The organism is Xinfangfangia pollutisoli, assembly GCF_020179405.1.
In the GTDB taxonomy this organism is placed as follows: Bacteria; Pseudomonadota; Alphaproteobacteria; order Rhodobacterales; family Rhodobacteraceae; genus Pseudogemmobacter; species Pseudogemmobacter pollutisoli.
Genome location: NZ_JAICBZ010000104.1, coordinates 1 through 11,885, shown reverse-complemented (window position 1 = coordinate 11,885; position 11,885 = coordinate 1). Strand labels below are relative to the sequence as shown.

The 11,885-nt window shown below is 68.0% G+C and carries 8 protein-coding genes; 6 read left to right on the top strand and 2 right to left on the bottom strand.

Annotated elements, in window-relative coordinates; genetic code table 11:
- The 6 genes from tagH to tagF all read left to right on the top strand — a co-directional run.
- Positions 1–723 (top strand): type VI secretion system-associated FHA domain protein TagH (tagH, locus tag K1Y73_RS19585; protein WP_225029988.1); only part of this gene is annotated, 723 nt, incomplete at its 5' end.
- Positions 710–1,159 (top strand): type VI secretion system lipoprotein TssJ, encoded by a 450-nt coding sequence (gene tssJ / locus K1Y73_RS19580; protein ID WP_225029987.1) that lies wholly within the window; start codon positions 710–712, stop codon positions 1,157–1,159. The genes tagH and tssJ, both read left to right, overlap by 14 nt.
- A gap of 40 nt (positions 1,160–1,199) precedes the next feature.
- Positions 1,200–2,531, top strand: a complete 1,332-nt coding sequence (tssK, locus tag K1Y73_RS19575) for a type VI secretion system baseplate subunit TssK (protein ID WP_225029986.1) — start codon at positions 1,200–1,202, stop codon at positions 2,529–2,531.
- A gap of 6 nt (positions 2,532–2,537) precedes the next feature.
- Positions 2,538–4,013, top strand: coding sequence for a type VI secretion system protein TssL, long form (tssL, locus tag K1Y73_RS19570; RefSeq protein WP_225029985.1), 1,476 nt, complete (start codon positions 2,538–2,540; stop codon positions 4,011–4,013).
- Between the two features lie 3 nt (positions 4,014–4,016).
- Complete coding sequence (gene tssM / locus K1Y73_RS19565) at positions 4,017–7,583, top strand: type VI secretion system membrane subunit TssM (RefSeq protein ID WP_225029984.1); 3,567 nt, start codon at positions 4,017–4,019, stop codon at positions 7,581–7,583.
- Complete coding sequence (gene tagF, locus K1Y73_RS19560; protein ID WP_225029983.1) at positions 7,565–8,092, top strand: type VI secretion system-associated protein TagF; 528 nt, start codon at positions 7,565–7,567, stop codon at positions 8,090–8,092. Before tssM ends, tagF begins: the two co-directional genes overlap by 19 nt.
- Here the strand turns inward: tagF and K1Y73_RS19555 are convergent.
- Both K1Y73_RS19555 and K1Y73_RS19550 read right to left on the bottom strand, forming a co-directional pair.
- Positions 8,064–10,376: a type VI secretion system Vgr family protein gene (locus K1Y73_RS19555; protein ID WP_225029982.1), complete on the bottom strand. Its 2,313-nt coding sequence runs from the start codon at positions 10,374–10,376 to the stop codon at positions 8,064–8,066. The two genes, tagF and K1Y73_RS19555, sit on opposite strands and share 29 nt — an antisense overlap.
- Positions 10,377–10,533: 157 nt before the next feature.
- Positions 10,534–11,885: ImcF-related family protein (locus K1Y73_RS19550; RefSeq protein WP_318248260.1), on the bottom strand; the 1,352-nt coding region annotated here is incomplete at its 5' end.

The following is an 11,885-nucleotide window of genomic DNA, read 5'->3' as shown; positions in this document are numbered from 1 at the left end:
GTGCCGCCGCCCGTCGCCCCGCCCCGTGCCCCGTCGCCCGCCCCGCTGGCCGCTCTGGCCCCCCGGTCCGCGCCGGCCCCCGATCCGGCGCCCGATGCTCTTGCCGATGCTGCGGCCGATCCCGCGCCCGATGCTGCGGCCGTCGCGGCATTCCTGGCCGGGCTTGGCATCACGGCCCCGCCGGGTTTCACCGGCAGCCCGGCCGAGATGGAAGCGCTGGGCCGGCGCTATCGCGCCATGGCCGAGGCGCTGGTGCAGCTGTTGCGGATGCGGGCGCAGGAAAAGGGCAATGCGCGGGTGGCGCAGACGGTGATCGGGGCGGCGAATGTCAACCCGTTGAAATTCCTGGTGACGCCCGAAGATGCGGTGGCGGCCTTGGTCTCGGCCAAGGGCCCCGGCTATCTGGACCCGGACGCTGCCATCGCGGGCACGGTGGCCGATCTGATGGACCATCACCGCCGCAGCTGGCAGGGCGTGCAATCCGCGCTGCGCCGGATGATCGACCGCTTCGACCCGGCCCAGTTCGAGGCCGAGGTCGAGGATGTGGGCGTGTTGAAGGCGCTGGTCTCGGGCGGGCGGGCCGCGCGGCTTTGGCAGGAATATGGCGAGCGGTATCGCGACATGGCGAAATCCGCCGAAGACCGGTTTCTGGGCGAGGTCGGCGCGGATTTCCGCGCCGCATATGAAGGCGAACCAAGGAGGACGGATGATGGAACGGCGTGATTTCCTGATCGGCTCGGCGGCACTTCTGGGGCTTGCGGCCTGCGCACCCTCGGGGCCCGGCGTGGCAACCGTGGTGGCGCAGGGGGCTGCGGGGATGAATCCCGGCCCCGACGGCGCCGACCGGCCGCTGACGCTGCAGATCGTGCAGATGCGCTCGGCCGGGGCGTTTGACGGGGCCGATTTCTTTGCCCTGCAAACCCCGCAGACGGCGCTGGGCGGTGAATTCGTCAAGGCCGACCAGATCGCGCTGACGCCCGGCGCGGCCAAGACGCTGGCGGTGGGCTTGGATGCCTCGACCACGGTGATCGGTGTGATCGCCGGCTATCGCGATCCGGGGGGCAAGGTGTTTCGCGCCAAGATGGCGGTCGCGGCCGACAAGGACGTGACGCTGAGCGTGACCGTCACCGGCGCGGGCGTCAGCCTGAAGGCGGGCTAAGGCGGGCGCGCGGGCGGCAGGACAGGGGAAGGAATGGCGGATGAGTGAAGGCAACCGGGTGGTCTGGAGCGAGGGTCTGTACCTGCGCAGCCAGCATTTCCAGCAGCAGGACCGCCATGCCGAGGCGATGATGCGGGCGGCGCTGCAGGTGGCGCCCTGGCAGGCCACGGGCTTTGCCCGGCTGGAGCTGGACCGTGCCGCGCTGGATGCGGGCCAGATCGCCATCCGCACTGCCCGGGGGCTGATGCCCGACGGCACGCCGTTTTCCATTCCCGCAAGCGCCGCGCCGCCGGCTCCGGTCAAGATCGCGGCCGGCAGTTCGGGCGCGGTGCATCTGGCGATCCCGGTCGAACAGGCCGGGGCCGCGACCATGGACCCGGCCCATGCCGAGCCTTCGGGCGCGCGCTACCGGGGCGAGATCGTCGAATTGCGCGATACGATCCGCAATGGCGCCGATCCGGCCGAGGTTGAAATCGCCAGGCTGACCCTGCGGCTGCTGGCGCCGGGCGAGGCCGTTGCGGGTTTCGTCACCCTGCCTTTGGCGCGGGTGGACGGGCTGCGCGCCGATGGCTCGGTCGCGCTGCGCGAGGGCGATCTGCCGCCGGCGCTGACCATGGCCGCGCATCCCTGGTATGCGGGTTTCCTGCAAGAGGTGGTAACCGGGCTGGACCGCATCGCCGAGGCGCATGGCGGCATGGTTCTGGGCGGGGCGGGGCGCTCGGTCGAGAACCTGTTGATCCTGGAACTGGCCAATGCCGCCCGCCCGCGCATCGCCCATCTGCTGGCGCAGGCGCTGATCCATCCTTGCGCGCTGTATGAGGATCTGGTGGGCCTGGCCGGGCGGATGGCGACCTATGGCTCGTCCTCGCGCCGGCTGTCGGACCTGCCGGAATATGACCATCTGGACCCCGCACCCGCCTTCATCGCCCTGGCCGACACCTTGCGCAGCCTGATGCTGTCCCTGCGCCATGTCGAACCCAAATCGCGGGCGCTGCCGGTGGCCAAGCATGCGACGAACATCTGGAAGGTCCGCATCGACAACCCCGATATCCTGCGCTCCAGCCGGATCGTGCTGCGGGTGGGATCGACCCTGTCGGAAGACCTGCTGCGGCGGCTGTTCGTCGATCAGGCGACGGTGGGGGCGGCGGATGCCTTCGAGATGCTGTGGAAATCACGCCTGCCGGGCATTGCGCTGAAACCCCTGCACAGCCAGCCGCGCGAGATCCCCTATGACGGCGAAAGGCTGTGTCTGGAGCTGAACCAGAAATCCGAACATTTCGCCCAGCTGCTGAATGCGCCGGGCTTTGTGATCGGGATTTCCGGCCAGATCGACAGCGAGCCGCAGATCGACTGCTATGCGGTAAGTAGGTAGCGCGAGATGGGCGAGAAGGACGATCCTTTTGGGCTGAACTCGGATGCCGGGCGGACGCGGATCCGGCCACCGGGCGGCGGCACCCAGACGCCGCAGCAGCCCTATGCCCCGCCGTCGCAACCGGCCTATCCGCCGCAACAGCCCTATGGCCAACCGCAACCGGCCTGGGGCGCCCCGCAACCGGGCGGCTTTGGCGGCTTCTCCGCGCAGGGTTATGCGCCGCCGCCGCCCGGGCCCGCGCGGGCGCGCGGCGCGCGGCCGCATGCGAACCCCCTGGTCACCGCCTTCGCACCGGTGCTGGAATTCGCGCCCGAACTGGAACGCGCCGCCCCGCCCGCCCAGCCCGACATCCTGCGCCAGCGGTTGCAGGCCGGGCTGATCGAGGCGCGCGATGCGGCGGTGGCGCTGGGCCAGCCCCTGACCCGCGCCAATCAGGCCGCCTGGTTCGTGGCCGCTTTGATCGACGACATCGCCTTGAACACGCCCTGGGGCGGGCATTCGGACTGGCCGCGCCAGCCCCTGGTCACGGCCCTGTCGGGCGAGGTCGATGCCGGCACCCGCTTTTTCCGCCATCTTGAGGAATTGCTGGCCTATCCCAACCGCGACCCCGAACTGATGGAACTGGCCTATCTGTGCCTGTCGCTGGGGTTCCGCGGCCAATACCGGCCGCAGGGCCCTTCGGGCGAGGCGGCGATCATGGGTCTGCGCGGTCAGATCGCCCGGCATCTGCGCAGCGCCGATGTGATGGCGGCGCCTTTGTCGCCGCATGCCGATGGGGTGAAGGTCCCGGACGAACCGCGCCGCTTTGCCGTGCCGCTGTGGACGGTCTGGCTGGTCGCGGTGGCGCTGATCGCGGGGATCTACACCGCCCTGTCGCTGCAACTGGGCAACAAGGCCGAACAGCTTTTCGTCTCGGCCGCAGCCCTGCCGCCCAAGGAACGGGCCGGGGTCTTCCGCCCGGTGCGCGACACGGCCGAGCTTGAGGCGCTGGCCACAACCCCGATCCAGCCGGTCGAGCCGGTGATCCTGGAACTGCTGCCGCTGTTTCAGGCCAAGGCCCCAGCCGCCACCGCCAAGGCGCTGGCGGGGCGCGAGGATGTGTCGCTGGCGGTCCTGTCGATCCAGGGCAGCGCGCCGGAACTCTTCCGCAGCGCCAAGGCCGATCTCAACGCCGAATATGCCCCGCTGATCGACGCGATCGCCGCGGTGATCCTTGAGAATGCCGACGTGATCGGCCGCGTCACCGTGATCGGGCACACCGATTCCGTACCCGTGCAATCCTCGAACCCGTTCCAATCCAATCAGGGCCTGTCCGAGGCCCGCGCAGCCACCATCGCCAAGCTTCTGGTCGCGGCCGGCCTGCCTGCCGAGGCGGTGAAATCCGAAGGCCGCGCCGATACCGAACCCGTGGGCGACAACAAGACCAAAGAAGGCCGCGCCCAGAACCGGCGGATCGAGATCAAGATCGAGAAAAGGCTGTAACCCATGTTCCGCATGATCAAGGCCATCCTTCGCTTTCTGATTTCGCGCAAGCTTTGGATCTTCATCGGCATTCTGCTGCTCTGCGCGCTGATCTGGCAATTCGGCGCGCTTCTGGCTTTCGGCGATCTGCACCCGCTGGAGCCCGAGCTGAACCGGCTGATCGCCATCGCCTGCGTGGCTTTGGTCTGGCTGTTCTCGGTGCTGATCTCGCAGCTGCGCGCGGCGCGGAAGAACCGCATGTTCGTGACCGAACTGGCCGCGCCCCCGGTCGACAAGACCCGGCCGGGCGATGCCAACCTGGCCGCGATCAACACGAAATTCGCCGATATCCTGGGGCAGATGAAGAAATCCCGGCTGGGCGCGAAGAAGTTCCTGCGCGAAATGCCCTGGTATGTGATCATCGGCCCCCCCGGCACCGGCAAGACCACGGCGCTGAAACAGTCGGGCCTGCATTTCCCGATCGACCTGTCGGACGACATCAAGGGCGTGGGCGGCACGCGAAATTGCGACTGGTTCTTCACCGATACGGCGGTGCTGGTCGACACGGCCGGGCGCTATGTCGAACAGCAATCGAACCCCGAGATTGACGCCACCGAATGGGGCGGCTTTCTGGATCTGCTGAAAAAGCACCGGGGCCGCCGGGCGCTGAATGGGGTGATCGTCACCCTGTCCCTGCAGGAGCTGTTGGGCGACGAGGCCGCGCTGCGGGCGCATGGCAAGACGATCCGCAAGCGCCTGGCCGAATTGCGCGAGAAGCTGGAAATCCAGCTGCCAGTCTATCTGATGGTGACCAAGGCCGATCTGGTGCCGGGGTTCGAGCCGTTCTTCGCCGATCTGACGACGAAGGAACGCGAACAGGTCTGGGGCGCCACCTTCCCCACCGATGCAAGGGCCGAGGGCAATGCCATGGCGCGCGAATTGCGCGGGCTGGTCTCGCGGCTGGAAGCGCGGCTTTCGGCGCGGATGGCCGAAGACAATCCGCTGCCCTGGCGGGCCGAAGTGTTCCGTTTTCCGGCTCAGGTGGAACGGCTGGAAGCGGCGTTGAAGGCGCTGGTCGAAACCGTCTTCGGCGAAAGCCGCTATGAAGAGGCGCCCTGGTTGCGCGGCTTCTACCTGACCTCCGCCGCGCAGGAAGGTAGCCCGATCGACCGGATGCTGGGCGAGATGGCGGCCAGCTACGGCATGCGTGCCGAATTGCCGCCGCGCCGTGCCATGGGCGAACAGCGCAGCTACTTCCTGCGCGACCTTCTGGCCGAGGTGATCTTTCCCGAGGCGGGCCTGGGCCAGTTCGACCGCGCGGCCGAAGAACGCCGGGTCTGGATCTGGCGCGGCTCGGTCGCCGGGGCGGCGCTGGCGGTGACGCTGGCGGGGCTGGCCTTCCTGTTCAGCTACCTGTCCTATTCCGGCACCATCGCCGATCAGGCCCGGCTGACCGCCGATCTGTCGCAGCGGCTGACCAATGTCGCCGCGCGCCAGGCCCCGACCGATCCGCTGGATCTGGATGTGGCGCTGGAGGCGATGGACGAGATCGTCAAGGCGCAGTCGCCGCGCCAGGCCTCGGTCCTGACGCTGGCCGGGCCCACGGCGGAAACCGACCTCGCCCGGGCGCGCAAGATCGCCTATGATCATGGGCTGAAGACCATTCTGGAACCGCGCATGGTGGCGCTGATCGAAGCCACGATGTGGCGCGAGATCCGCAATCCCGAATTCCTGCTGGGCGCGCTGAAATCCTATCACATGCTGACCGGCAAGGCGCCCTATGACGCGGCCAGCCTGTCGAACTGGTGGCAAGAGGATCTGCCGCAATTCGCCCCAATCCCGCCCTTTGCCAACGAGGCCGCATTGGGCCATGAACTGGCCGCGATCGAACGGGCTTCGGGCGACGAGGCGAAAGACCGGATCGCGCCCGATGACCTGCTGGTCGCCAAGGCGCTTGAGGCGATTTGCACCGTGCCCCTGTCGGTCCGGGCCTACAAGACGCTGATGGCCGATTCGGCGGTGACGGCGCTGCCCGACTGGATCCCGGCCGAGAAGGCGGGGCCGAATTCTACCAAGGTGCTGACGCGGCTGTCGGAAAAGACCCTGCGCATCGGCCTGCCCGGCGCCTATACCTATGACGGGTTCCATTCTGTGATCCTGCCCCTGATCCCCGAAGTGGCGGCGCAGATGGCGTTGGACCGGGCGGTGTTCGAAGGCGGCTGCGCCGACAGTTCCGACACCTCGGTGCCGCAGCTGCAGGCCGATATCCTGAAGCTGTACAGCGATGATTTCATTGCGCAATGGGACGGGTTCCTGCGCGATGTGCGGCTGGCGCCGATCACCGATCTGACGGTGGCGACGGCCAATCTGAAGGACCTGGCCAGCGCGGACAGCTCGCTGAAGCGGCTGCTGCGCGCGGTGGTCGAGGAGACCGATCTTCTGGCGGTACGCGAAGAGCCGGCAGCGGAAGACAGTGCGGCAACCGACGGGCTGATCAAGGGGGCCTTGAAGAAGGCCGGCAAGGTGGGGGCGCTGATCACCAAGGGATCGAAGGCCGCGGGCAAGATCGGCGGCGGCGAGGCGGCGCTGACCGATGCCGGCGGCGCGGCGCCGGGCAGCGCGATTGCCGCGCATTTCGCGCCCCTGAAGGCCACGGTGACCGAGGTTGACGGCGTGGCGCCCTTGATCACCGATGCCGAAACCGCGCTGGGCGCGCTGGCCAATGAACTGCAGACCGTGGCGGCCAGCCCCGACCCGGAAGCGGCGCTGCTGGCGCGGGGGGGGCTGCCGCAGTTGACCGGGCAATTGGCCAATGTGGCCAAGGTCTTGCCCGATCCGGTGGATGACTGGCTGACCGGGCTTGCCGGCGACACGATCACCGTCACCCGCGATGCGGTCGTGGCGCAGCTGAATGCGCGCTGGAAGGCCGATGTGCTGCCCTTCTGCCAGAATGCCACCGCCGGGCGCTATCCGTTCGAAGCCGGCAGCGCGATCGACGTGAATACGGCCGATTTCCAGCGCCTGTTCGGGCCGGGCGGGTTGATCGACGGCTTCACCACCACGCATCTCGATCCCTATATCGACACCACGGTGCGGCCCTGGCAATGGCGGGCCGATTTCGGCCTGCCGGCCGCGACGCTTGAACCGTTCGAGCGCGCCCGCGCCATCCGCGACAGCCTGTTCCCGGGCGGGGCGGGGCCGATCATGGCCTTCTCGCTGGAACCGAAGGACCTGTCGGGCAATGCCAGCCGGGTGACGCTGAACCTTGACGGCCAGCAGCTGGTCTATTTCAACTCGGCCGCGCGGCCGCAGGCGATGACCTGGCCGGGCAAGGACGGCACCAACCTGATCTCGCTGTCCTTCACCCCCGTCGATGGCTCGGGCGAGATCCTGACTTCGGAAACCGGGGCCTGGGCCTGGCTGCGGATGATCCGCAAGGGCAGCCTGGCGAAGACGAACCTGCCCGAGCTGTTTACGCTGACGCTGTCGGCCAGCGGCTTTTCGGCGCGGTTTGAATTGCGGGCGGCCTCGGTGGAAAACCCCTTCGATCTGACCATGTTCGGCAATTTCAAATGTCCGCAGGGGTTTTAGGCGCCGCGCATCTTACCGGCTTTCACGGCAAATTGCCCGTGGCTGGCGATTTCCTGACCCGTGGCCTGCCGGTCGGGTTTCAGGCCTTCTGGGACGCTTGGGCCGCCGCCCATCTGGCCCGGCGCGCGGGCTGGCCTGCGGGCGGGCTGCGGTTGCGGCTGCAATCGGGGGGCAGGGTGGCGGCGGGCGTGGTATTGCCCGGGACGGATCGGGTCGGCCGGCGCTTTCCGCTGGCGGCCTTCACCATTGCCCAGGCGCTGCCGGGCCCCGCGGCGCTGGACCCCTGGGCCGATGCCGCGGCCGATCTGCTGCGCCTTGCGCAGGACAGCGGGCAGGGGCCCGACGATCTGCATCAGGCGCTGCAGGCGCTTGTCCCCCCCGCCGGGGCCGAGGCGGGCCCGCCGATGCTGATCTGGGCCAGGGACCACGCGCCCGTGCCCTGCGATCCGGGCGAACCCGAGGCCGCGCTGGCGCCCCTGTTCAGTTGTTCAGGATCTTCGAGCCCTTGACCGTCACGTCGCCCGAGGCCTTGACGTTGATCTTGCCCGATCCCTTGATGGTGATGTCCTTGCCCTCGATATTGATCGTGCCGTCCTTCTTCAGCGCGATCGAGGCGGAGCCGGTTTTCAGGATGATCGCATCGGCGGCTTCGATGGTGATCGCCTTGCCGGCCTTCAGCCCGAAACTGGCGCCGATGTCGAAGACCGAATCCTTGGCCACTTTGGTGCCCTGACCGCCGCCGATCTCGGTGGCCTGGTCCTTGGCGATCTTCACCACCATCTGGCCGCCGATCTCGATCGACTGATCCTTGGCGATCTGCACCAAGTGATTGCCGCCCACGGTCCAGCTGTCATCCTTGGCGATGGTATGGGTCTGCTTGCCGCCCACGGTGACTGTCCGGTTCGAGCCGATGGTGTTCGTCTGCGACGAGCCGACGCTGCGCACCTCGGCCGCGCCCACCGTATCGGCCCGTGCCCCGCCCACGGTGATCGCCTGGGCGATGGCGACGGTCTGGACATGGTTGGCGCCGATCGTCTCGGTCGAATTGGCGCCGACCGAGATCGTCTCATTCGCGCCCACGGTCAGCGTGCGGTTCGAGCCGACCGTCTCGTCGTCATTCACGCCGATCGAGGTGGTCTGGTTGTTGCCCACGCTGACCGATTTGTTGTTGCCGACGCTTTCGGTGCGGTCATGGCCGATGGATTGCTGGGCGTCATGGCCCACATCCTCGGCGAAGTCATGGCCGATGGTGCGGGTCTCGTCATTCTTGATCAGTTCGACATGGTCCTTCTGGGCCTGGAAATACACTTCCTCGGCCCCGGCCTTGTCTTCGAACCGCAACTCGTTCCAGCCGCCGCCGCCGGGTGTGGACCAGCTTTTCCAGCCCGACTGGCTGGCATTGCCGGGCAATCCGTAAGGCACGGTCTGTTCGGCATTGTAGACCCGGCCGGTGATGATCGGCTGATCCGGGTCGCCTTCCAGGAAATCGACGATCACCTCATGGCCGATGCGCGGGATCTGGATGAAGCCCCAGCCCGCCCCCGCCCAGGCGGCCGAGACGCGGATGAAGCAGGTGGTGTTTTCATCCTTGCGGCCGAGCCTGTCCCAGAAGAACTGCACCTTCACCCGGGAATATTCATCGGTGAAGATCTCGGCCCCCGAGGGGCCGGTGACCACGGCGGTCTGCGGCCCCTGCATGCGCGGCTTGCGGGTGCGGCGGGGCGGGCGGAAGGGCACGGTCGCGGGCGACAGTTCCAGCCGGTTCAGATAGCCGGTGCCGTCGCGCGACTGGCCGGCGCGCAATTCCTCGTCCCACATTTCATGATGCGCCGCCACGACGATGTATTTCGCATTCTCGGCCTCGCGCGGGAACAGCGTCAGGCTGAACACCCGCCCCGCGCCCAGGTGCCGCGCCGTGCCCCGCGCCTCGACCCGGCGCTGATGGGCCTGCAATTCCTGCAGGCGGATCTCGGCGATCTTGCCGCCGGGGCCCAGATCCACATAACGGCCGGGATAGTGATAGACCTCGGCCTTGTCCTGGTCATGGCCAAGGGGCGCCTCTTCCACCACCATCAGGTCGAAAGAGGGCTTTTCGAAATCGTAATCGGTCTGGGCGAATTTGCCGCTGCGGACCTGGGCCTTCGGCACCCAATGGGTGATGAAATCGCCATCGCGGAACGAGACCCGGCTGTCGGGCTCATAGGGCACGTCCTCGCTGCCTTCGGCCGGGGCCAGCGCATCGTTGCTGTCGGCGATCACCAGCGTGTGGCCGTCTTCGCCCTGGTCGAACCAGTAGAAGATGCCTTCGTCTTCCATCAGGCGCTGGACGAAATCCAGGTCGCTTTCGCCATATTGCACGCAGTAATGCCGCTTCTGGTACTTGCCGCGCAGCATCAGCTTGACCTTCGCCTCAGGCCAGTCGGCAAAGACCTTTTCGATGATGTCGGGCGTCGTCATGTCCTGGAAGATGCGGTTGTCGGTATCCAGCGACAGGAACCACAGCCAGGGCCGCAACGTCATGCGGAAGAAGGCCAGATCGTCGCGGATCTCGTCCAAGGCGAAATCGGCCACATGGCCGTGGAAATGCCGGACCGAGCCGTCGCCCGTGGCCTGCAGCGTCACCCGCGCCTTGGAGCCCAGAACCTTCAGCGGGTCCAGCTCCATATCCTTGCAGGAAATCAGCAGCGAATAGGCGAATGGGGTCGAGATCGCCTCGTCGCCCTCCATCCGGGCGAAGAAGATCTCGGCATCGATGGCGGGAATCTCGACGGTAATATCACGGTCCTGGCTCACGTCTGGCGTCCTTGAATGACACAGAGGAAGGGGCGGATGAAAAAGGAATGCGAAGAATGCGCGCGCGGAACTATAGCCCGGTTCGCGCGGTTTTGCGCGTCCGAATTTCCGGCCCCTGCGGGCTTCCTGCCCGGTTTTCGCGGGGGCGACCGCGCCGCTACAGCACGGGCGGGCAGGTCAGGCCCTTCATCAGGTCGCGCCGGGCCAGCGGGTTCTGCGGCGTGTCGAAGACCAGTTCCAGAAACAGCCGCGCGTTTTCGGCCCTGAGGTCGATCAGGAAGCGCTGGCCCTGATCGCGGTCGCGCAGGCGCAGCGGCGCCAGCAGCCGCATCAGCCCCCAAAGCCCCGGCTCGGCCAGCCGGGCCTGGGCCGCGCCGGTGGTGAAGGTCACCGCGATGCCCTGGGCCGGATCGGGGCCGGGCCAGGCCAGGACCAGACTGTCGCTTGCCGCCTCGACCGGGCCCGACTGGCCGCCCAGGGCGACCGTGGCCTGCCCCCGCTCGGCCAGCGCCGACAGGGTCAGCGTCGCTTCCATCCGGCCCTTGGGAAACAGGCCGACGCCGATTTCCGAGGCGCGCTGCAGGAAGACGGCGCTTTCGGGCGCCAGCCCCTCGAACCGCGCTTCGGGTTTCCAGCGCCAGGGCGTGTCGGTCCTGTCCAGCATTTCGGCCGCGGCGCCCTTGACGAAACGGTCGATCCGCCCGCCGGGGGCGAAGACATCGGCCAGGCGCTGGGGGTCGGCATCTTCGCCCGGATCGGCAAAGGGGAAGCGGCCGGATGTGGCGCCCAGACAGGCCTGCAGCACCTCGGTCTGCCAGGCCCGGGTCAGATCGTTCGACAGAAGATCGGCATGGGCGGCGCCGGTCTGGGCCAGCGTATCCTCGACGATCTGGACCACGACCTTGGGCGCCACGCCCAGCGCCGCGACCGAGGCCGCGCGGTCCTGCACCGACATCAGCCGTTGCTGGCCTTTCTCCTGATCGCGGTCCTGCGCGGCAAGGGCCACGTTCAACCCCGCGAAAAGCCGGGCGATTTCGCGCATCCGCCCGGCTTCCACATATTGGATCATCGGGCCCAGATCGGCGGCGATGCGGATCTGCAGGTCATGGCCGCGCTGTCGGTCGGCGCCGCCGGCCTGGACCCAGACCTCACGCAGCAGCGCCTCAAGCGGCGAGGCCTGGCGGGCCAATTCGCCCGAGACCAGCACGGCCACTTCGGGCGAGGCGAAATCGGGCACGCGCAGATCGGCCAGATAGGCATCCCACTGCGCCAGCGTGGCATCCTGCAGCCGGTCCATCAGCAGATCGGGCGTGTCGTTCTGCGGCGGGGACGGGGTCTTGAACAGGGCGGCGGCGCGGTCGCGGGCGGCGGTCACCGCCAGCCCGGCGCCGAAATCGCGGGCATGGTCCCAGCCTCCTTGCGTGTAAAGCCCGGGCAGGGGCGTGGTCATGGCCAGGCCCGAGCGGCGGCGCAGGATCGTGCTGAGCCCCGGCACGGCGCGGTCGGGCT

What these genes read in the sequence shown, in the direction of transcription:
- tssJ (WP_225029987.1), top strand. Translation starts at nt 710, where the DNA reads ATGGAACGGCGTGATTTCCTGATCGGCTCGGCGGCACTTCTGGGGCTT.
- tagF (WP_225029983.1), top strand. Translation starts at nt 7,565, where the DNA reads ATGTCCGCAGGGGTTTTAGGCGCCGCGCATCTTACCGGCTTTCACGGC.
- tssL (WP_225029985.1), top strand. Translation starts at nt 2,538, where the DNA reads ATGGGCGAGAAGGACGATCCTTTTGGGCTGAACTCGGATGCCGGGCGG.
- tssK (WP_225029986.1), top strand. Translation starts at nt 1,200, where the DNA reads ATGAGTGAAGGCAACCGGGTGGTCTGGAGCGAGGGTCTGTACCTGCGC.
- tssM (WP_225029984.1), top strand. Translation starts at nt 4,017, where the DNA reads ATGTTCCGCATGATCAAGGCCATCCTTCGCTTTCTGATTTCGCGCAAG.